The 19,467-nt window shown below is 68.3% G+C and carries 20 protein-coding genes and 1 tRNA gene; 11 read left to right on the top strand and 10 right to left on the bottom strand.

Annotation, left to right across the window (positions count from 1 at the left end; translation table 11 throughout):
- The first annotated feature begins 124 nt into the window (after window positions 1-124).
- Window positions 125-505 carry a winged helix-turn-helix transcriptional regulator gene (locus AC5L38_RS15480; RefSeq protein WP_495243485.1) on the top strand — a complete coding sequence of 127 codons (381 nt, stop codon included), beginning with the start codon at window positions 125-127 and terminating at the stop codon, window positions 503-505.
- Window positions 506-652: 147 nt separating this feature from the next.
- Here AC5L38_RS15480 and AC5L38_RS15475 read toward each other — a convergent pair whose 3' ends face one another.
- Together AC5L38_RS15475 and AC5L38_RS15470 are read right to left on the bottom strand one after the other, a co-directional pair.
- Window positions 653-2,917 carry a transglycosylase domain-containing protein gene (locus AC5L38_RS15475; protein ID WP_495243484.1) on the bottom strand — a complete coding sequence of 755 codons (2,265 nt, stop codon included), beginning with the start codon at window positions 2,915-2,917 and terminating at the stop codon, window positions 653-655.
- Between the two features lie 259 nt (window positions 2,918-3,176).
- Window positions 3,177-4,016: an oxidoreductase gene (locus tag AC5L38_RS15470; protein WP_495243483.1), complete on the bottom strand. Its 840-nt coding sequence runs from the start codon at window positions 4,014-4,016 to the stop codon at window positions 3,177-3,179.
- A 125-nt stretch (window positions 4,017-4,141) separates the two neighbouring features.
- Between AC5L38_RS15470 and AC5L38_RS15465 the strand changes: the two genes are divergently transcribed.
- Entirely contained in the window at window positions 4,142-4,687 is a 546-nt protein-coding gene (locus AC5L38_RS15465) for a TetR/AcrR family transcriptional regulator (protein ID WP_495243482.1), read from the top strand.
- Window positions 4,688-4,795: 108 nt separating this feature from the next.
- Here AC5L38_RS15465 and AC5L38_RS15460 read toward each other — a convergent pair whose 3' ends face one another.
- A complete protein-coding gene (locus AC5L38_RS15460) occupies window positions 4,796-6,265 on the bottom strand; it encodes an MDR family MFS transporter (protein ID WP_495243481.1) in 1,470 nt (489 codons plus the stop codon).
- Window positions 6,266-6,721: 456 nt separating this feature from the next.
- Between AC5L38_RS15460 and AC5L38_RS15455 the strand changes: the two genes are divergently transcribed.
- Window positions 6,722-7,048: a PadR family transcriptional regulator gene (locus AC5L38_RS15455; protein WP_495243480.1), complete on the top strand. Its 327-nt coding sequence runs from the start codon at window positions 6,722-6,724 to the stop codon at window positions 7,046-7,048.
- 176 nt (window positions 7,049-7,224) lie between these two features.
- On the opposite strand, the gene AC5L38_RS15450 is transcribed toward AC5L38_RS15455, so the two are convergent.
- Entirely contained in the window at window positions 7,225-8,061 is an 837-nt protein-coding gene (locus AC5L38_RS15450; RefSeq protein ID WP_495243479.1) for an oxidoreductase, read from the bottom strand.
- Window positions 8,062-8,212: 151 nt separating this feature from the next.
- On the opposite strand from AC5L38_RS15450, the gene AC5L38_RS15445 reads away from it, so the two are divergent.
- Window positions 8,213-9,094 carry a helix-turn-helix transcriptional regulator gene (locus AC5L38_RS15445; protein WP_495243478.1) on the top strand — a complete coding sequence of 294 codons (882 nt, stop codon included), beginning with the start codon at window positions 8,213-8,215 and terminating at the stop codon, window positions 9,092-9,094.
- A 122-nt stretch (window positions 9,095-9,216) separates the two neighbouring features.
- Here the strand turns inward: AC5L38_RS15445 and AC5L38_RS15440 are convergent, their stop codons facing one another.
- Window positions 9,217-9,861 (bottom strand): TetR/AcrR family transcriptional regulator, encoded by a 645-nt coding sequence (locus AC5L38_RS15440; RefSeq protein WP_495243477.1) that lies wholly within the window; start codon window positions 9,859-9,861, stop codon window positions 9,217-9,219.
- Between the two features lie 71 nt (window positions 9,862-9,932).
- On the opposite strand from AC5L38_RS15440, the gene AC5L38_RS15435 reads away from it, so the two are divergent.
- The 5 genes from AC5L38_RS15435 (at window position 9,933) to AC5L38_RS15415 (ending at window position 13,813) form a co-directional block, all read left to right on the top strand.
- On the top strand, window positions 9,933-10,616 hold the full coding sequence (locus AC5L38_RS15435; protein ID WP_495243476.1) for a hemerythrin domain-containing protein: 684 nt from the start codon (window positions 9,933-9,935) through the stop codon (window positions 10,614-10,616).
- A gap of 231 nt (window positions 10,617-10,847) precedes the next feature.
- Window positions 10,848-11,483, top strand: a complete 636-nt coding sequence (locus AC5L38_RS15430; RefSeq protein WP_495243475.1) for a DsbA family oxidoreductase — start codon at window positions 10,848-10,850, stop codon at window positions 11,481-11,483.
- 314 nt (window positions 11,484-11,797) lie between these two features.
- Complete coding sequence (locus AC5L38_RS15425; protein WP_495243474.1) at window positions 11,798-12,283, top strand: STAS domain-containing protein; 486 nt, start codon at window positions 11,798-11,800, stop codon at window positions 12,281-12,283.
- A complete protein-coding gene (locus tag AC5L38_RS15420; protein ID WP_495243473.1) occupies window positions 12,283-13,002 on the top strand; it encodes a GAF and ANTAR domain-containing protein in 720 nt (239 codons plus the stop codon). The genes AC5L38_RS15425 and AC5L38_RS15420 overlap by 1 nt, the downstream gene beginning before the upstream one ends.
- A gap of 55 nt (window positions 13,003-13,057) precedes the next feature.
- A complete protein-coding gene (locus tag AC5L38_RS15415; RefSeq protein WP_495243472.1) occupies window positions 13,058-13,813 on the top strand; it encodes a GAF and ANTAR domain-containing protein in 756 nt (251 codons plus the stop codon).
- A 108-nt stretch (window positions 13,814-13,921) separates the two neighbouring features.
- Here AC5L38_RS15415 and AC5L38_RS15410 read toward each other — a convergent pair whose 3' ends face one another.
- Window positions 13,922-14,290, bottom strand: a complete 369-nt coding sequence (locus tag AC5L38_RS15410) for an STAS domain-containing protein (protein WP_495243471.1) — start codon at window positions 14,288-14,290, stop codon at window positions 13,922-13,924.
- Between the two features lie 315 nt (window positions 14,291-14,605).
- Here AC5L38_RS15410 and AC5L38_RS15405 point away from each other — a divergent pair, with 315 nt between their 5' ends.
- On the top strand, window positions 14,606-15,247 hold the full coding sequence (locus AC5L38_RS15405; protein ID WP_495243470.1) for a chemotaxis protein CheB: 642 nt from the start codon (window positions 14,606-14,608) through the stop codon (window positions 15,245-15,247).
- 726 nt (window positions 15,248-15,973) lie between these two features.
- Entirely contained in the window at window positions 15,974-16,474 is a 501-nt protein-coding gene (locus AC5L38_RS15400; RefSeq protein ID WP_495243469.1) for a hypothetical protein, read from the top strand.
- Window positions 16,475-16,833: 359 nt separating this feature from the next.
- Here the strand turns inward: AC5L38_RS15400 and AC5L38_RS15395 are convergent, their stop codons facing one another.
- The 4 genes from AC5L38_RS15395 to AC5L38_RS15380 form a co-directional block, all read right to left on the bottom strand.
- Window positions 16,834-17,244, bottom strand: a complete 411-nt coding sequence (locus AC5L38_RS15395; RefSeq protein ID WP_495243468.1) for a hypothetical protein — start codon at window positions 17,242-17,244, stop codon at window positions 16,834-16,836.
- Between the two features lie 501 nt (window positions 17,245-17,745).
- Window positions 17,746-18,237 (bottom strand): hypothetical protein, encoded by a 492-nt coding sequence (locus tag AC5L38_RS15390; protein ID WP_440103757.1) that lies wholly within the window; start codon window positions 18,235-18,237, stop codon window positions 17,746-17,748.
- 325 nt (window positions 18,238-18,562) lie between these two features.
- Complete coding sequence (locus AC5L38_RS15385; RefSeq protein ID WP_495243467.1) at window positions 18,563-19,204, bottom strand: hypothetical protein; 642 nt, start codon at window positions 19,202-19,204, stop codon at window positions 18,563-18,565.
- 140 nt (window positions 19,205-19,344) lie between these two features.
- Window positions 19,345-19,421, bottom strand: a tRNA-Thr gene (locus tag AC5L38_RS15380).
- Window positions 19,422-19,467 lie beyond the last annotated feature (46 nt).

Here is a 19,467-nt window from a genome sequence, read left to right as displayed (position 1 = left end):
GGAAAGCCACTGGGCACCGTTTCCAGCGATCCAAGGCGCTCCCGGTCTCTTGTGGTTACTTGGGAACCATAGGAGAGTGTTCGCTGACATGGAAGAACGCACTTTTCAGTGACTGGGGAACCTCATGGTGACCAAGCAGTTCAGCGACTCGCGCCGGGAAGCGGACCTGACACGCGCGGACTCCCTGGCGCGGGAGATCTTCTCGGACATCGCCAACAAGTGGGCGCTTCTGATCATCGAGACCCTGGGGGAACGCACCCTGCGCTTCGGCGAGTTGCGGAACGAGATCGAGGGCATCAGCCACAAGATGCTCACCCAGAACCTGCGCATGCTTGAGCGCAACGGCCTGGTCGAGCGAAAGGTGCACCCCACCGTGCCGCCACGGGTCGAGTACACCCTCGTCGAGTCGGGCCAGGCGTTACGGAAGACGGTTGACGGCATGTGCGACTGGACCAGCCGCTACCTCGGCCACATCGAGGACTCCCGCCGCCGCTTCGACGCGTAGCCCGAGCAGGCGCCGGCCCACTCCGCCACGTACCGCGTCTCATCCTCACGCGGTACGGCTTCGAGGGCGCGGCGCCCCCGGACCGGGGAAGGGATGGGGCCGCCGTGCCCGCTCAGACCGACGCCGCCCTGGCTCCTGTGGCTCCCGTCAGCCGTCGCCCTCACCGAAGGGGTTCTGGCCGCCACGGCCGTTGCCGCCGCCGCCGTTCCCGCCGCGGCCGCCGGGGCCGTCGCCCCAGCCGGGCCTGCCGAAACCGCCGTCGTCGGGGCCGTTGATCTCGATGCCGCCCTCGTCGTCCTCGTCCTCCGACGGGGGCGGCGCGGGCTGGCAGCTCTGGCCGCAGCCGCCGAACCGCTCCGTGTTGATCGGGGTGAACGACGTCGGCTCGACGTTCTTCAGCGCCGCGAGCATCGTGTCCCTCCAGATCGGGCCGGGGATGCTGGCGCCGAAGACCGAGCCGTAGTAGCGTCCGCCGATCGTGACGCCGTTCAGCTTGTAGTCCTGGGAGCCGCGCGGGTCGCCGATGCTGACCGCGCCGGCCAGGTCCGGGGTGAACCCGGCGAACCACGCGGTGGCGGAGCTGTCGGTGGTGCCGGTCTTGCCCGCGGCGTCACGGCCGATGCCGCCGACGGCCCGCATGGTGCCCTTGGTGAACACGCCGGACAGCACGTCGGCCGCCGCGTCGGCGACCTCCGGATCGATCGCCTGGCGGCACTTGGGCTTGTAGTCGGTGACCTTGCCGTTGCGGTCGGTGATCCGGGTGATCGCCATCGGCGCGCAGTACTTGCCGCGCGCGCCGATCGCGGCGTAGGCGTTGGCCACCGTCACCGGGTCCATCTCGTTGGTGCCGAGCGTGAACGTCGAGAACTCCAGGAGCTTGAGCCCGTCGGAGCGGTGGATGCCCAGCGACCTGGCGGTCTTGATCGTCTCGCAGAGGCCGACCTTCTGCTCCAGCGCCATGAAGAAGGTGTTCACCGAACCCCAGGTGCCGGTCTGCAGGGTCTTCCAGCCCGGGTTGCCCTCGTCGTTGGTGACGGTGTGGCTCGGGTCGCCGATGTTCTCGCCCTTGCAGTTCTGGAACGCCGAGTATCCCGAGGCACGGAAACCGGCACCGGCCGACAGTCCGTCGTTGACCTTCATCCCCTGCTTCAGCGCGGTCAGCAGCGTGAACGTCTTGAACGTCGAGCCGGCCTGCAACCCGACGCCGCCGCCGTGCGCGGCGTCCGCCACCAGGTTGTAGGAGATCTCGTTCTTGGCCTTGCTCCGGCCGTACGGCCGGCTGGCCGCCATCGCCTTGATCGCCCCGGTCCCCGGCTGGACCAGGGCCTCGGCCGCCACCGGATTGTCCGAGGCGTGCACCCACTTCTTGATCGCGTTGTCCGCCGCCGCCTGCATGGCCGGGTTGATCGTGGTGCGGATCGTCAGCCCGCCGCGGTTGAGGAAGTCCTCCCGCGCCTTGGCCGTCTTACCGAAGTCGGGATTGCGCAGGATCTCGTTGCGCACGTAGATGCAGAAGTAGGGGTAGTCGCTGGACTCACACCCGCCGGGAAACCTGGTGCCCTTGTAGCCGAGCTTGGTGGCCTTGGCCTCGGCCGCCTCAACCGGAGTGATCTTGCCCAGCTCGGCCATCCGGTCCAGCACGACGTTGCGCCGGTTCAGCAACCGCTCGCGCTGCTTCTTGCCCAGGTTGGGGTCGGTGGCGTTGGGGTCCTGCACCGCACCCGCCAGCGTCGCGGCCTGCGGCAGGCTCAGCGCCTCGGCCTTCACCCCGAAGAACCGCTTGGCCGCCGCCTCCACCCCGTAGGCGCTCGCGCCGAAGTAGGCGATGTTCAGGTACTTGCCCAAGATCTCGTCCTTGGTGTACTTCTCCTCCACCGCCATCGCGTGCCGCAACTCGTTGAGCTTGCGCGCGTAGCTGGCCTCCAGCGCCTTGTTCTTCTCCTTGTCGGTGTCGGCGGAGTTGAGCAGCACCTGCTTGACGTACTGCTGGGTGATGCTGGAGCCCCCCTGGCTCACCCCGCCCGCGTGCAGGTTCTTGGCGAACGCGCGGATCGTGCCCTCAAGGTCGATCGCACCGTGCTGGTAGAACCGGTAGTCCTCGATCGAGATGATCGCCGTCTTCATCACCTCGGCGATCTGATCGAGGTCGACGACCTCGCGGTACTCCTCGTAGAACCGCGCGATCTCCTTGCCGCGCACGTCCTGGACGATCGAGACCTCCGCGGGCGGCGGTTCGACGAGGTCTGCGGGTTTGAGATTCAGCTGGCTGGTCGCCGACACGAAGCCCAGACCCGCACCTCCCACCGCCGGCAACGCGATCCCCGCGACCAGCAACCCCGCCGCCGCCGCGACGGCGGCAAGCCGCCCGATCTTGGACGCGACCCCTGACTGCCCTTCACCCCGTTCAGACATAAGCCATAGATTATGGGGTTTTCCCGGTGCTCCTCGCACAGTCGTGCGTCTCCCGGCCAGAAAACGGGGCGAACATTCTTCCCTACCCCTGCATGCCCCCGCGTGTCTCCGGTGGCGGACGGCGGCCGGTCACCGGATCCCGGACCCGGGGACGCCGCGAAACCGGAGGCGGAACCGGCCCGATCGGGGAACACAGGACAGAGCCCCCGACATGCGGCGCTGCCCTCCCGGCCCGCGGCCCGGCGGCCGTACGGAAGGGTCACTCACCGGGCGGGAAGTCCGTGGAGCGGCTCACCTCCGCCCACCGCGCCGCCTCGGCCGCGCGGGCACGGGACGACTTCTCCGCCATGTCCACCGCGTCCGACCCGAGCAGCAGACGCAGCGGCGGCTCGTCGAGGTCCACGGTGTCGAGAATGACGTGTGCCGCTCGCGCGGGGTCGCCCGGTGCCGTCCGGTCGAAGCCCGCGCGGCGCCGGTTCATGGCGCCGACGGTCTCCTCGTAGTCCGGCCCCACGACCGGGATGCGCATGGACGACCCGGCCCAGTCGGTACGGAACCCGCCGGGCTCGATGATGGTGACCTTGACGCCCAGCGGCCTCACCTCGTTGTTGAGCACCTCCGAGAAGCCTTCGACCGCGAACTTCGCCGACTGGTAGGCGGCCAGGCCCGGGGACCCGCCCACGCGCCCGCCGATGGAGGAGAACTGCAGGATGTGCCCGGAACGCCGGGCGCGCAGCACCGGCAGGGCGGCCTTCGTGACGTTGACGACGCCGAAGAAGTTGGCCTCGACCTGCGCGCGGAAGTCCTCGTCCGGGGTCTCCTCGATCGGGGAGGAGTTGGCGTAGCCGGCGTTGTTCGCCACCACGTCGAGCCCGCCGAACTCGTCGACGGCCAGCCTTACCGCGGCACGCGCGGCCCCCGCGTCGGTGACGTCGAGGGCGAAGGCGCGCACGAGGTCGCCGTACTCGCGCACGAGGTCGTCGAGCTGTTCGGGCCGGCGGGCGGTGGCGACCACCCGGTTTCCGCGTTCGAGCGCGGCCACCGCGAGCTCGCGCCCGAAGCCGCGCGAACTCCCGGTGATGAGCCAGGTCCTGATCACTGTGTGCCTCCTACGGATGACTGCCGAGTATCTGCCACATCGATGTGACATTAACAGGGTTTAGCGCCTCACAGTTGTGCATGTCAAGCCGACAGGTGTCACACCTCAAGTACACTGACGGGATCATGAGAGCTGACGCCGCCCGCAACCTCGCCGCGGTCCTGCACACGGGGGCCCGCCTGCTGGCCGAGGACCCCTCGACGAGCATCGGCACGATCGCGGCCGAGGCCGGGGTCGACCGGCGGACCGTCTACCGGCGCTTTCCCACCAAGGAGGCCCTGCTCGCGGCCATCTTCGAGGCGAAACTCGACTCCGCCGAGCGGGTGCTGGACGAGGCCCGGCTCGTCGAGGCCCAGGTCGCGGTGGCCCTGCACCGATACGTGGAGGGCATAGTCCCGGTCAGCCGGGAGTGGCCGGTGGACGTGCGCCGGATGATGCGCGCGAACCCGGCCGCGAGTGCCCGCAGAGAGCGACAGAGCGCGCGGCTCGACAGGTTCGTCCAGCGGGCGGCCGACGAGGGTCTCCTACGCGCCGACCTGCCCGCCGACTGGGCCCGCGCCATGCTGGACCACCTCGTCGACACCGCCGCTCACCGGTTCCCCCTGCTCGAACCCCCTCAGGCCGCCGATCTCGTCGTCGACACGCTGCTCAACGGCGTCGGACGGCGATAACCGGCCGGACGGCGGTAGCCGGCCGGACCCCGGGAAGGATCGGAACCGGCCGGAGGGGCACCCATGGCGGTCACCCCTCTTCGAACGCTTATCCCCTGAACGCGTCCGTCACGCCGGTTTCACCGGCTGGGTCTCCTGGATCTCGTCGGTCTTGGCCGCCCGGGCGGGCAGCAGCAGGGCGGTGACGATCACGGCCACGGACAGCACCGCGCCGACGACGAAGGCCAGCCGCATGCCGTCGAGGGTGGCGAACGCCGTCGTGGCTCCCGCGGACTCCAGGGCATCGGCTCGCGCGCTCATCACGGTGATCACGAGCGCGGTGCCGACGGCCGCGGCGACCTGCTGCAGCGTGCTCAGGATCGAGCTGGCGTGGGAGTAGAGCGGCGGCGGAACCGCTCCGAGCCCGAGGGTGAACACCGGGGTGAAGGTCGCGGCCAGACCCACCATCAGCAGCGTGTGCAGGCCGAGGAGCTGCCAGAGCGGCATGCTCATCGTGACCTGGGTGAAGCCGACGAGCGCGAGCGCGATCCCGATCGCGCCGGGGATGACCAGGACCCGGCCGCCGAACCGGTCGAACAGGCGGCCGACCGTCGGACCGAGCAACCCCATCGCGAGGCCGCCCGGCATCACGAGGAGCCCAGCCTCCAGGGTGTTGAGCCCGCGGATGTTCTGCAGGTACAGCGGCAGCAGGACCATCGAACCGAGCATCGCCATGAAGGCCACCGACATCAGGATCAGCGCGACGGTGTACGTGCGGTAGCGCAGGGTGCGCAGGTCGAGCAGCGGCACACCGCGCTTCTGCAACACCAGCTGGCGGAAGACGAAGACGGCGATGGCGACCAGGCCGGCCGCCACGATCGCGGCGGCGAAGGCGACGTCACCGCCCTCGAACTGGCTGAGCCCGTAGACCAGGCCGCCGAAACCGGCGGCCGCGGTCACCACGCTCAACCAGTCGATGGTGCTGGACCTGGGCTCTCCGACGTTCTTGAGCTGCTTCAGGCCGCCCCATGTGATCAGGGCGGCGATGGGGAGCACCACGGCGAACAGCAGCCGCCAGGACCCGAATTCGAGGATCACCCCGGAGACCGTCGGGCCCATCGCGGGCGCGACCGAGATGGCCAGGGAGACGGTGCCCATCACCCGGCCCCGGTCGCTCTCGGGCACCACCTGCATGAGCGTCGTCATCAGCAGCGGCATCATCACGGCCGTCCCGGACGCCTGGATGATGCGGGCTCCCAGCAACACCTCGAACGACGGCGCGACGGCGGCCAGCGCCGTGCCGAGCAGGAACAGGCCCATCGCGGTGGTGTACGCGCTGCGGGTGGACACCCGCTGCAGGAACCATCCGGTGATCGGGATGACGGCGGCCATGGTCAGCATGAAGGCGGTCGAGAGCCACTGCGCGGTCTGCGCGGTGATGTGCAGGGCGCTCATCAGCCGCGGGATCGCGTTGATCATGATCGTCTCGTTGAGGATGACCACGAACGTGGCGAGCACCAGCAGCCGGATCACGGCCGGGGTGCGACCTGGAGGTGCGGTCGCGGAAGTGGCGGGTGAGTCGAGCTGTGTGCTGAGCACGGGACCTCAATCGAAGTTGTCGGACATGACGCGGTCATGGCTGGTGTCCCAGCCCTGGGTCTCGCAAGAGTCGTGGTCATGCAAAGACTGACTGACACCACCGACAAAACTCATCGCCCTTCCCCAGCATTCCGCCAAGCGCCACGAGATGTCATCCGGTTTTAACCGGCGGCCGGCGACCTCAAGATCACCCGAAGAGGCGCCCGGACCACTTCGCGACCTGGGCGGACCTGCGCGGACCTGTGCGTACCGAGCCGCACCGGACCCGCACCGGAGCCGGCGAAGGCTCCGGCACCCCACCCCGGGGCGGTTCGCACATTCCTCGCCCAAACCCGCCAACAGCCTGGACGGCCTCGGCGTCGCCGCGAACAACCCGAACCGATCGGTGAGGAAACTCTGGGCCACGGGCGGGGGTCGCCCTTGAACCAATAGTACGAACGGCGATATATATCAGGCATGGCGCTACGCGAGCAGAGCTACCTGATCCTGCTGGCCCTGTCCCACGGCCCGCTCCACGGCTACGCAGTGATCAAAGCGGTACGGGAACTGTCCGAGGAACGGATACGCCTCGGCGCCGGCACCCTCTACGGCGCCCTGGACCGACTGGCGGGCGACGGACTGGTGACCGTGGTCAAAGAAGAGGTCGTCTCCGGCCGCCACCGCCGCTACTACGACCTCACCGGCCACGGCCACCAGACACTCGCCGAGGAGACCACCCGCCTGACACGCCTCGTCACCACCGCCCAACGCCACCTACGCCTCCACCCCGGGACCGGAACATGACGAACACCGACACCGACACCGCATACGAGCACCCCCGCCCCTCCGCGACGCCCCGCCGCCACTGACCGAATCGGCGGCGGGGACCGGCCGCCCTCCGGTTCCCGAACATCCGAGGCGCCCCGGGAGATGGCTCCCCGAGGGGCCTCCCGCCTGGCCGAAGGTCCCTTCCGCGCGGCTCAGCCGGCGATGTGATCGGTCGAGCGGGCCAGTTCCCGCCAGGTCTCGAGCTCCGCGCCGACGGTCGCGAGCTTGGCCCGGATGTCGGTCAGTGTCGAGGTGCCCAGCGGGATCCGGGCCGGCATCTCGTCGAGATCCGCAACGGTCAGGATCGCGGCCGCGGCCTTCACCGGGTCACCCTCCTGCGCCCCGTGGTTCTCTCCCGCCCAGGCGCGCGACGCCCCTCCGGTGGCGGCGTAGTCATCGATGACCCCCTCCACGTGCCGCAACGACGACGAGCCGAGGAAATCGGTGCGCAGCGGGCCGGGCTGCACCGAGGTCACCTGGATGCCGAGCGGGACGAGCTCCAGGCGCAGCGCCTCCGTGAGGCCCTCGACCGCGAACTTCGTCGCGCTGTAGACCCCCCAGCCGGCCCAGGCGACCACGCCGCCGGTCGAGCTCACGTTGAGAACCCTGCCGCGACCGGCCGCGCGCATCACCGGCAGGACCGCCCGGACGACCGTCAACAGGCCGAAGACGTTGATGTCGAAGACACCGCGCGCCTCGGCGTCACTGGTCTCCTCGACCGCGCCCACCAGCCCGTACCCGGCGTTGTTCACCAGGACGTCGATGCCGCCGAACCGGGACACCGCCGCCTCGACGGCCGCTTCCACCTGCCCCCGGTCGGTGACGTCCAGCGGCACCACCAGCAGGTTGTCCGGCCTGCCGGGCAGCGCTTTCTCGACCGCCCGAGGATCCCGCGCGGTCGCCACGACCGAGTCGCCGCGCTCCAGCGCGGCCTTCGCGATCTCCAGGCCCAGCCCGCGCGACGCACCGGTGACGAACCAAACAGACATGATGTCCCCCCTTGCCGGATGTTGCTGACGCATCCCATTAGGGCCCCGCCGGGAGACGGAACGAAGTGGATGACCGGTACCCGTCGTCCTGGCTCCGGCAGTACCACCCACAGCCTGCCCGCCGACGGCCTGACCAGCCATACTGGTCAGCATGGCGACCGGTAACGAGCTGCGCGACTTCCTCACCTCGCGACGCGCGGCGCTCTCCCCCGAGGGCGTGGGCCTGCCCCACCCCACCACGACCCGCCGGGTCAAAGGGCTGCGCCGCGAGGAGGTCGCGATCCTCGCCGGGGTCAGCGTCGACTACTACGTCAAACTCGAACAGGGCCGCGCCGGCAACGTCTCCGAGCAGGTGATCGACGCGGTCGTGCGGGCGCTGCGGCTCGACGAGGTCGAGGGCAGACACCTTCGATCACTGCTGCACCCGGGCATCGAGCACGCCGCTCGCCGCAGGCCCGCCGGGGCCAAGGCACGGCCCGCCCTGCTGTCCATGATCCACGCCATCGACGTGCCGGCCGTCATCCACGGCCCGCACCTGGAGGTGCTCGGAATCAACCACGCGGGCAAGGCCTTGCTGGACGATTTCGGCGCGATGCCGATCGCGGAGCGCAACACCGCCCGATGGATGTTCCTGAACCCACGCGCCCGCGTCGTCTACCGCGACTGGGCGGAGATCGCCGCCGACGTCGTCGCCGTCCTGCGGGCCGGCGCGGTGCCCGGCACCGACGACGAGGCCCTGTCGAGAATCGTCGGCGAGCTCAGCACCCGGTCCGAGGAGTTCGCGAGCATGTGGGCCGACTACCGGCTCTCCGAACACCAGCACGGCGTCAAGCGGTTCTTCCACGAGGCCGTCGGCGACATGCGGCTCAACTATCAGACGCTGCACCTGCCGGACAGCCACGGACAGAGCGTCATCATCTACACCGCCGACACGGGATCACCGTCCGAGGAGAAACTCCGGCTCCTGGCCAGCTGGACCGCCAAGGCGAGCTCGCAGTCCGCGCGAAGGACGGCGAGAAACCGCATGAGATGAGGCGGCCGGGCCCGAAGCGGGCCGTGCGACCGGGACGCCGTGCCGGTGCTCAAAGCGGTGCCGTTGCCCAAAGCCGTGACATTGCTCAAACCCGTGCCGTTTACCCAAAGACGTGCTGTTGCTCAAAGCGGTGCCGAGTGCTCGCGGGCCGGATCGGCCGCCGGGGCCAGCAGGGCGGCGGCGGCCTGCTCCGCCAGCCAGGCGGCGCCGTCGGCCCAGTCCCAGCCGAGCTCGCGGACCGTCTTCCACCCGCCCCTGCCGAAGTAGAACCAGAGAATCTGCTCGGTCCTGATCTTGTCGGTACGCACGGCGCCGAGCGCCACCAGGTGTTCGGCGATGCCGGCCAGCCGGCTCCGGTAGCGCTGGACGGCGTGCTCGGCCACGGCCGCCACCGCGGGATCGGCTGTGGCGTTGTCGAACAGCAGGTTCATGACGATCTCGTGGCGCCGTGTCATGTCGCCCGTACCCTCGGCCGTCCGGCGCAGGATGTCGTGGCCGTCGGCCGAGACGAGTACGGCGTTCAGGGTGACCTGGATCTGCTCGTCGCCCAGGCTCTCCGCGACCAACGCCTCCATCAGCGCCGCCTTGCCGCCCACGCTCGTGTACACGGTGTTCAGGGCGACTCCCGCCCGCTCGGCGATCCCGGCCACCGTGGCTCTCGCGTACCCCTGCTCCGCGAAGAGCCGCTTCGCGGCTCGCAAGATCGCGGCGCGGGTCTCCCGTGCCGCGACGGCCCGGACCGTCGAGGTGTACGCACGTTTCGTCATGAAATCACTATGACAGCAGCACATTGATAGTAATCCTCGTACATTCAAAGTACGTCCGCTAATATGAAATGGTGCAAATCGATCCGAACTCCTCCGCGGACAAGCCCGAGACCCAGCAGATGAAGGTCATCCATCGCGCGATGCGCCGCGAGTTCGCGCGGCTCCCCGGCCTGATCGCCGCCGTGCCCGCCGACGACGTCTCCCGCGCGCGCCTGCTCGGCGCCCATCTCACCCTGGTGCTCGACATGCTGCACGAACACCATGAGGCCGAGGACGAGCTGATCTGGCCGATCCTCGTCGAACGTGTCCCGCTCAGGAAGGACCTGATCGAGGTCATGCAGCGGCAGCATGACGCGATCGCCCGGGCCGTCGGCGTCATCGAGGCCGAGCTGCCCGGCTGGACCGCGGATGCGGGGCCCGCGGCCCGCGACCGCGTCGCCGGCGCCCTGCGCGACCTCGAACCGGCTCTCACCGAGCACCTCGACCTGGAGGAGAGCGCGGTGCTCCCGCTCATCCACGAGCACCTCACGGTGCCGGAGTGGCTGGCGCCGCAGGAACACGCGATGAAGCACGGCCCGAAGTCCCTCGGCGACAAGCTGACCATGGCCGGCCTGGTCCTGGAGGACGCGACACCGCGGGAGAGGGCCTGGTTCCTCGGAGAGATGCCCGCGCCGGCCCGGTTCCTGTGGCGGGTGCTGGGCGCCCGGCGATACGAGACCCACGTGCGCGCGGTGCGCGCCGGAGCGCCGGGCTAGGAACGGGCGGGGCCGATCCCGTCAGCCGATCAGCCGCTTCGGTACATCACCCGGACCGGCACGGCCACGCGGGCCCGGCCACGGGAGCATGAGACGGTTCGAGTCGCCGGGCCGGTCATTCGCCCCACGCCACCGAAGACCCTCTCCGCCCTGCCGATCACCAAAGGTGGTGATACGACCTGGATGAGGGCGAACATCTGCCGATCAGCAACGACATGTCGAAGGACGTTCATGAAGATCGAGATATACGCCGATGTGCTGTGCCCCTGGTGCTACATCGGCAAAAGACGCCTGGCGGCCGCTCTGGCGCAGTACCCCGACCGCGACGGTCTTGAGATCGTCTGGCGCGGCTACGAGCTCGCTCCAGAGGCGGGCCGGACCCCCGGCCCGACCGCCGCCGAGGCCATGGCCGGATGGTTCGGCGATCAGGCGCCCGCCCGCATCGCCCAGATCCAGTCGCTGGGCGTCGCGGAAGGCTTGGAGCTGAACCTGCGTCTGTCCCGCCCGGTGAGCACCTTCGACGCGCACCGGCTGGTCAAGCTGGCCGCCGACCGCGGCGATTCCGACCGGATGATGGAGCTCCTGCTGCGCGCGTACCACACCGAGGGGCTCAACGTGGCCGACCCGCAGGTCCTGTGGCGCCTCGGCGACGAGGCCGGGCTGGACGGCGACGAGGTGCGCGCGGTCCTGGCCGGTGACGACCACGCCGAAGAGGTACGCGCCGACCGGCGTCGCGCGGCCGCGCATGGCGTCACCGGCGTTCCCAGTCTGGTGATCAACGGCCGGCCACCGGTCTCCGGAGTTCAGCCCGTCGCCGACCTGCGGAAACTGCTGAGGCACGACCCGACGGGATCACCCGTCGGCTGAGCCGGCTCCACAGGGGCCGAGGCACGTCGAAGGCCTCCGGCGATCCCGGCGCGGTTCGCCCGTCGAGGTCTGCCCCGGCCTTTGCGGAGAAACCGATACATGGGCGATCGGCGCCGTCGGCACGCGACAGCCGCCTCCGAATCAGGGACAGGCCGCCGGTAGGACGGTGGTCAGGCACCGCGTCGGCGAGTAGCCTGAGGACACGATGTCCCTCGCCGGTGGGCCGCCTGAGGCTGTGGCGTTCCGCTTGCGCTGATGTTGTGCCGTCTTGACCTCGCGGCTTGTCCTTTCGGTGAGCCTCTGGAGGATGCGGCATGGACGGTATTGACGGCATTCCCTGCACACCGGTCCGCGACGGTGGGACATCCGGGGTGTTGCACATCACCTCGACGATCTGTCCGTTGGGGATGCGGCTGGACGGAGAACTGGACCGCAACGGCGTGCCCGCCGTCACGGCGGCGCTGGCTTCGGCGGCTCGTCGGACGGCTCGCGGCGACGGCTCCTTTCACGTCGATCTGAGCGGGCTGGGTTTCATCGATGTGAGCGGCCTGCGCGCGCTGGTCAGCGCCGGCCTCGACATGGATGACGGCAGCACGGGTGTGATCCGGATGGTGGCGGCCCCGGCGGTGGTACGCCGCCTGTTGACGCTTACCGGCTGGGACCCGGTGCCCGAATGGGGCCAAGCGCCCGCAGAGCATCAGGCACCCCTCGCGGGCCTGGACGAGGTGCGGCTCGGCGTCGGCGAAAGTGGCTCGTTCCTGGTCGTCAGGAACACCGGCGCCGTAGACGGCGGAGGTTGATGGACAAGCGACGCTCGGCGGCGGTGTGGGCGGCGATCAACGACCACGCCCGCGCCGAGAACGAACAGGTCTCCATCGACACGGTGTGCCTGATCGGTGCGCGGACACTACGCGCCCAAGGGGCGAGTGTCGCCCTGCGAGACCGGCTCATGGGCTACGAACCGGTGTGCGGAAACGGTGCCGGCGCCTACCGGCTGATGGACCTGCAGGTCACGCTGGGCGAGGGTCCGGGGCATGACGCGCTGGCCGGGGACCGGCCCGTGCTGGTCGACGACCTGGCCGAGGACGGTACGCGGCGGCGCTGGCCGGTGTTCGCCCCGGCCGCCGTACAGGCGGGTGTCCGGGCGATCTTCGCGTTCCCGCTGCTGCTGGGGGCGATCTCGGTCGGCGTGCTGGAGATCAGCTGCGCCGAGAAGGGGTGGCTGACGCCGCAGCAGTCGGCCGACGCGCTGGTGTTCGCCGACGCGGCACTGCTGGTGCAGGTGCAGCAACTGGCATCCCCCGGCGGAACCGCCGGCGAGGTGAGGGAGCTGCGGTGGGGGAGCGCCGAGCGCTGGGCGCAGGTGCACCAGGCCACCGGCATGGTCGCGATCCAGTCCGGCACCGACTTGAGTGCCGCGTTCGTCCGGCTGCGCGCCCACGCCTTCGCCTATGAGCGCAGCCTGCTGGAGGTGGCTCGCGACGTGGTGGCGCGACGGCTGCGGTTCGAACCGGACTGATGCGAACGAGCCCCGGTGTGAGGCGGCCACAGACGATGAACCGCCAGGTACGGTCATGAATCACAGGACGAAGGTGGAGACAGTGCTCGACCGACGAACAGCGCAGACGTTCGTGGAGCTGGCCGACACGTTGGTGGTCGGCTTCGACGTCATCGATTTCCTGCAGACGCTGGCCGAGCGCTGCGTGGACCTCCTCGACGTCGACGCCGCCGGCATCCTGCTGGCCGACCCGCGCGGCTCTTTGACCCTGGTGGCGGCCTCCACCGAACAGGCCCGCCTGCTGGAGCTGTTCCAGCTGCAGGACGAGGAGGGCCCCTGCCTGGACTGCTACCACAGCGGGCAGCCGGTGACCTGCTCGGACCTGGCCGCCCACCCGCAGCAGTGGCCGCGTTTCGCGGCGGCGGCCCACCAGGTGGGCTTCGCCGCGGTGCAGGCCTTCCCGCTGCGGCTGCGCGACCAGGTGCTGGGAGCGATGAACCTGTTCAGCGCCACCACCGCCCCGTCCTCCCCCCAGGCCATCTCGGTGGCCCAGGCGCTGGCGGACGTGGCCACCATCGGCATCACCCATGAGCGGACCCTGCGTCAGCACCAGCTCGTCACCGAGCAACTGCAACACGCCCTCAACAGCCGCATCGTCATCGAACAGGCCAAAGGCATGCTCGCCGAGCGCGGCCGGATCCCCATCGCCGAGGCGTTCGCGCTGTTGCGCGCCTACGCCCGCAACCACAACCAGCGACTGTCGGCGGTGGCCCGCCAGGTGATCGACCAGGACCCGATCGTGACCGAGCTGCTCGACTCCGCCACGTCGTAGCCGGAGACGTTCACACGGCAGGCCGTTCCTCGTCGGCGGCCTGTCCCGCGAGACGTTCGCGGACCCGGCCGGCCCGGCACGGGCGATCTCGGCTCCCGGGCCGGTCGCTCATGCGCTGGGAGTGGAGGAGGTGGCCGGTCGGTGGTCCGGGCCGGTCACGATGGTGAAGGAGTCCTCCAGACGGGTCAGGCGCAGAAGCCGCTGGACGAGAGGGGGAAGCGCGGCGAGCCGGAGCGGGATCACGGCGGTGTCCGCGCAGGCTCTGACCGCGATGAGAGCGGCCAGGCCGCGGGCGTCCATGAAAGTGACGGCACTGAGGTCGAGGACCAGCGGACCGGTGGCGCCGTCGATGAGCCGGGCGAGGTGGACGTGCAGGTGGGGCGCGGTGGCCAGGTCCACCTCGCCGCCGACTTCGACCACGGTGTGGTCGTCGGGGTAGTCGTGCGCGGAGCGGACGGCCAGATGAAATGGACCCATGGTGTCTCCCTGATGCATCACCTGAAGGACGCGGGGTCAAGACGGCCCAGGGAGATGGCGATGTACGAAACATGCCAAATACGATAAAAGCGACTTTGTGTAGTTCTTAAAATACACTCCGTAGTGTACGGTGCGGTGCCCTGAGAAACCAGCCCTCCCTGGAACCGATCACCGGACGAGGAGCACGGGAACAGGCACGCAGCCGTGTCGCGACCTCCTTCCGGCTCACCTGCCGGGGTGGGGCCGGACCAGCGCTGATCGCCCCATAAGTGTGGTTGGCTGTTGATATGAACCCTTCCGCGCCAGGAAACGGCCGTGCCGCCCGCGGGTGAGTCCGCCCGCACCGCGGCAAAGCGTTCCAGCACGCCGGCCGGCCATGCGGACGACCACCCGGTGAGCGTGGTGGCGTTGATCGCCTCGGCCGGGGGCCTGGAGGCGTTGTCGCAGGTGCTGGCCGCGTTACCGGCCGATCTGCCCGCCGCCGTCCTGGTCGCCCTGCACCAGGACCCCACCTATGACAGCAAACTGGCCGACATCCTGGGTCGGCGGACCGCCCTGGAGGTGCGAGCCGCCGACGACGGCGCCGCCATGGAGGCGGGGCTGGTGCTGGTCGCCCCGCCGGGTCACCACCTGCTGGTCACCTCCGCCACCGGTGTCGGGCTCCTCACCACCGGCGCGCTGCCTCCGGCCCGCCCCTCGGCCGATCTGTTGCTGGCCACTTTGGCCGTCACCTGCGGTCCCCGCGCGCTGGCGGTCATCCTCACCGGCACCGGCCACGACGGCCAGGCCGGCGTGCGCGCCGTCACCCACCGCGGCGGCACCGCCTTCGCCCAGGACGAGCCCACCTCGATGTCCTTCTCCATGCCCGCGGCCGCCATCGCCACCGGCCAGATCAGCTTGGTGCTGGCCCTCGGCGACATCGCCGCGGCGATCGTCGCCCACACCACCTCGCGGTGACCCCCTCGCTCGCCGGTCAGCGGGTCACGCCGCGGATCGACGCGCAGACGTCCGGGTGATCGCCAAGGAGGTGCCGGTACGCACCAGGCCGAGCCCGTCGACGTCCTCGCGGCGGGGCCGGTCGCACGGCGTCCGCCTGGCCCAGAGCCCCAAACGCCACCACCGGCCGCTTCCCGGAGGTGGAGCGGGTGGAGGCCGGCAACGGCACCCTCATGGTCGCCGGATGCAAGATCCAGGTCGGCCAGGTCCACCGCGGCTCTTGAACTGATAGTACGAGCGGCGATATATATCAGGCATGGCGCTACGCGAGCAGAGCTACCTGATCCTGCTGGCCCTGTCCCAAGGCCCCCTCCACGGCTACGCAGTGATCAAAGCGGTACAGGAACTGTCCGGCGATGGGAATTGCCTATCTGCTCCTTCTGCCGTTCAGAGCCCGCCTGAGACGTTTGTTGCTCGCCAGACACGATTTCCATCCCGACGGCGCCTCTCGCATTGCGCGTCCACCAGAGGTTCGCCCTGGTGAAGAGGTCAGGGAGCTCCGATCGAATCATGTTCGGTGACTGGAGCGGCCAAGCCGGTAAAACAGCGGCTCGGCTTCGTGCCTGTGCTCTCCGACCTTCGAGACGTGACCGGGAACGATGGTCGCGCACTTAGACACGCAGAAGGCTCCCATAATCTTCGTGGGGGCCTTCTGACGTGGAGCCGCCTTGGGGAATAGTGTCCGGCATGTTGCGTGCCGCCCTCGGGGTGTTCAGTGTGCTGACCATGGCCGTCGGATGTGTACATCCGACGGCCGAGGAATCCATCGTCCCGCTGGACTGGACCCAATACACCTCGGACGCATGCCGCCTGGTGTCGCCCGAGCGGATGGGCGAGCTGCTGGATGCCTCCGGGGTCAAGGCACAGATCATTGCGCCCAGAGGCGGGAGCGGGCTGGGTGCCTGCGACTACAGGACCGGCACGATCCAGCTGACCGTCGAAGTGCACCGAAGGGACCCCTCTCTCAGCCCGGACGAATACGTCAAGGCCGGCACCTACAACCAGGGGCGTGCGCTCCACGGACTGGGTGACGCCGCGGCCGTGGCCGCACTCGACCATGGATGGGGGCAGCTCGTGCTGGTCAAGAACGACATGGCACTCTTCCTCATCGGCGATACGGAGATCACGGAAAGTCTCGTGAAGGTGGCCGAGGAAGCGGTGCACGTATTGCCGCAGCAATTCCCTTAGTAGGCAGCGGTCTCTTTGACAGAGGAAACCCTCGTGAGGGATTGTGCGGCTCTGTCGCTATAATTCCGTGCTGTACGGCACGCCTCTTCGGGGCTACGGCACAGCAGCTCGATCACCGCCCGGCGTGCATAAGCTCCAGAGCCTGGAGCCCGTCGGTAACGACATGATCAGCGTCGTGATCGTGGTCGGGCCGTGTGCCTGAGTCGACCCAGATCGTACGCAGACCGGCTGCGCGTCCGAGCCGCTGTCAGCAGGGGTATTGGCTATTGGCAAAAGGCTCCCACCGGAACCCGCTGGGGGCCTCTGGTGTCTGACGCCAGGGGCCTCTCTGCACCGGTGTGAGATCTCGCCGAGAAGTGTCAGGGAAGTTGCGGCTTGGCATGGTCTGTCTGCCGCCTCCTCCATTCGATGCGTACGGCGCGGATGAGCAGGTAAGTCAGCAGCAGTACACCTATGACGAAGACGCTCACGCGGATAGCGGGGGTCGCGAGTTCTCCTGACGCCCCTTTGAGCACGCCGAAGACCCCCAGGTAGAGCAGGAAGCCTTGTCCTGCGAACCATAGATGGACACGGGGGATGCCGTTGAAGACCATCAAGCTGAAAAGTGCGTAAGCGAGGATCAGGAAGAACGGCGCAGGCTCCATTACCGGCCCGAATACGATGCAGACCGCTCCACCTACGGAGCCGATCAGCGACATCACGATCGCGGTCACCTGTTGCGGCTTGGAGAGCGCATCGAACCACGACGAAGGCTGATCCGGGGAATTCACGAGATCAATCTCGCATGGAACGACAATCCACCGCCAGGTGTGGCCCAGGTACACCTGGCGCCGACATGGCCACGAGACGATCCCGCCCGGGCTTGGTCACGCAGTCAGACACGCAGAAGGCCCCCACGATCTTCGTGAGGGCCTTCTGACCTGGAGCCGCCTTGGGGAATCGAACCCCAGACCCCTTCATTACGAGTTAGAACACGATCGTCCAGGACCGTCCACAGCCGTCTTCCGGGCCTGCTCGGGCGGCCTTCATGAGGTCCCACAGTCCACGATCGTCCAGGTCCGTCCAGACCTGTTGTTAGCATCCGCGTTAGCAAGATCGACGTTTATGTCTCCCCCGCTTCTTGGTCGGTCACCGAACTGCGTGCAAGATCTCCATCGCCTGCAGCACGTCCGTGACGATGTGGTCCGCCTCATGCTCCTGGTCCGGCCAGGTCCCTCGGTCTCTTGAACTTCGCAGGCTCTTCTTTGGATCTAGGCGTGGGCTGATGATAGTTACGAGGCGAGCAAGTCGAAGTGGAAGCCGACCACGAGCAACAGCACCGCCACCCATCGAATGATGCGCTCTGGCAAGGGGTTCTCCAGGACGCTGGCCACAAGCTTGGCGATGCGATCAAGTCGGAACACCAGAGTCAAGGCGGAGGCCCAGCACACCATGATGACCAGCCAGGTTCGCAAGTCCATTGAACCGCCGCCGGTGAGCACGGCAACGATGAACGCCACTGCCCCCAACGCTGCGATGATTTGGCCCGCGGGGAAGAGGTATGGCTGCTCGCCAAAAGGGTCCGCGTGCCTGATTCTGACGCCGAACTCTCGGATGCGCTCAGGCCCGATCACGTCGAGCACCACTGTCATCCCGCCAACGAAGGCGCCGATCTTCCCGAATCGCCCCCACCAAATCATTGGCATACCAGCCAGGTCGTTGCCCAGCGCGGACTTGCCATCCAGCCACATGCTCCACGCCTCGAAATACGAGATGTCCGACATGATCGGAGCGTAGAAGACAGCTGGATCGCCTGCCCAGCAGTTCGAGGAGAATGGCCTCGGCCCGGTCAGTCATTCAGGTTCGACTCCTTCACGGTGACAGTAAGCCGCGACGCTCACATCACATACATGCGCGCGACGTGATTCCCTAGGTCTGCACGATCTGAACACCAAGATCGTTCGGCAAAGTTGACGAGGTGTGCGTCGCTAATGAGAGCGGGGCGGTACTGCATCCGTTTGAGCCAGTTCTTGACCGTGCGGGCGAGCTGATCGACGGTGTGAACGGCGAGGTTGGTTAGGGACTTCTTCATATGGACTTCGAGACCGTTTACTGGGCGTCCCGAAGCTTTGGTACTGCCACCCTCGCGGCCCGCTTGCTGAGGCCGGGATCGAACGTCGCAAAAAAGCCGTCGCTCACCAGCAGTGTGACGGTGTTCTTGACCCTGATGAGCACAACGTCCGCCGCGTGGACCGGACTGATTTCCGCCTCGGGGACCGTCTCGCTGTACCTGATCCCATACACCCAGTCCCCCAATTTGCCGATGGAGAGCTTGGTGATCCTCTCCCCAACACCATCGGCACTCTTGTTGCCCCTGGTGCAGTCACGAACCATGACCTTGCCCACCGTCTGCCAACGAGCCATCTGGGCGGGAGTGCCGCTTATGGCGAACTGCTTGACGCCCGACGGCTTGCCCTCCTCGTCGATGAAAACCGCCGCCTTACTTCCGAGGAGGGGTTTCAGCGCCTTGATAACCTTCACGCACTTTTTTGTGCGGGCCGTTTTAGAGTCCAGCGCCTCGCGGTTGCGCTTCGAGTTGGGGGTGTAATCATCGCCCAGGTCCTCAGGAGTGATGAGGGCGGCGCGCAGCTGGGCCGAAGTCAGAGGCTTGACGGGGGCTGCGACCACGGCGGGAGCGGTGGAAGCCAGCAGAAGAGCGGCGGCGAGGCCGCCTAAGATCGCGGGGGGCATGGAACGGCATTCTAGAGTTTCTCGACTCAAACGATCAATGAGCGCCATGAGGCGGCGCGGGTTGCCGATATTTCCCACGCGCACGATCGGGACGCGGCACGACAAAGGCCCTCCCGGACGAACCGGAAGGGCCTTTGACCTGGAGCCGCCTTGGGGAATCGAACCCCAGACCCCTTCATTACGAGTGAAGTGCTCTGGCCGACTGAGCTAAGGCGGCGTGCCGTGTTTCACCACGGCCTACGGCAGTCTACAGGCTCCCGGGG

This window comes from Streptosporangium nanhuense (genome assembly GCF_059358815.1).
This window is presented reverse-complemented; position numbering and strand designations above follow the sequence as displayed.

What these genes read in the sequence shown, in the direction of transcription:
- AC5L38_RS15480 (WP_495243485.1), top strand. Translation starts at nt 125, where the DNA reads ATGGTGACCAAGCAGTTCAGCGACTCGCGCCGGGAAGCGGACCTGACA.
- AC5L38_RS15475 (WP_495243484.1), bottom strand. Translation starts at nt 2,917, where the DNA reads ATGTCTGAACGGGGTGAAGGGCAGTCAGGGGTCGCGTCCAAGATCGGG.
- AC5L38_RS15465 (WP_495243482.1), top strand. Translation starts at nt 4,142, where the DNA reads ATGAGAGCTGACGCCGCCCGCAACCTCGCCGCGGTCCTGCACACGGGG.
- AC5L38_RS15455 (WP_495243480.1), top strand. Translation starts at nt 6,722, where the DNA reads ATGGCGCTACGCGAGCAGAGCTACCTGATCCTGCTGGCCCTGTCCCAC.
- AC5L38_RS15450 (WP_495243479.1), bottom strand. Translation starts at nt 8,061, where the DNA reads ATGTCTGTTTGGTTCGTCACCGGTGCGTCGCGCGGGCTGGGCCTGGAG.
- AC5L38_RS15445 (WP_495243478.1), top strand. Translation starts at nt 8,213, where the DNA reads ATGGCGACCGGTAACGAGCTGCGCGACTTCCTCACCTCGCGACGCGCG.
- AC5L38_RS15440 (WP_495243477.1), bottom strand. Translation starts at nt 9,861, where the DNA reads ATGACGAAACGTGCGTACACCTCGACGGTCCGGGCCGTCGCGGCACGG.
- AC5L38_RS15430 (WP_495243475.1), top strand. Translation starts at nt 10,848, where the DNA reads ATGAAGATCGAGATATACGCCGATGTGCTGTGCCCCTGGTGCTACATC.
- AC5L38_RS15425 (WP_495243474.1), top strand. Translation starts at nt 11,798, where the DNA reads ATGGACGGTATTGACGGCATTCCCTGCACACCGGTCCGCGACGGTGGG.
- AC5L38_RS15420 (WP_495243473.1), top strand. Translation starts at nt 12,283, where the DNA reads ATGGACAAGCGACGCTCGGCGGCGGTGTGGGCGGCGATCAACGACCAC.
- AC5L38_RS15415 (WP_495243472.1), top strand. Translation starts at nt 13,058, where the DNA reads ATGAATCACAGGACGAAGGTGGAGACAGTGCTCGACCGACGAACAGCG.
- AC5L38_RS15410 (WP_495243471.1), bottom strand. Translation starts at nt 14,290, where the DNA reads ATGGGTCCATTTCATCTGGCCGTCCGCTCCGCGCACGACTACCCCGAC.
- AC5L38_RS15400 (WP_495243469.1), top strand. Translation starts at nt 15,974, where the DNA reads ATGTTGCGTGCCGCCCTCGGGGTGTTCAGTGTGCTGACCATGGCCGTC.
- AC5L38_RS15390 (WP_440103757.1), bottom strand. Translation starts at nt 18,237, where the DNA reads ATGTCGGACATCTCGTATTTCGAGGCGTGGAGCATGTGGCTGGATGGC.
- AC5L38_RS15385 (WP_495243467.1), bottom strand. Translation starts at nt 19,204, where the DNA reads ATGCCCCCCGCGATCTTAGGCGGCCTCGCCGCCGCTCTTCTGCTGGCT.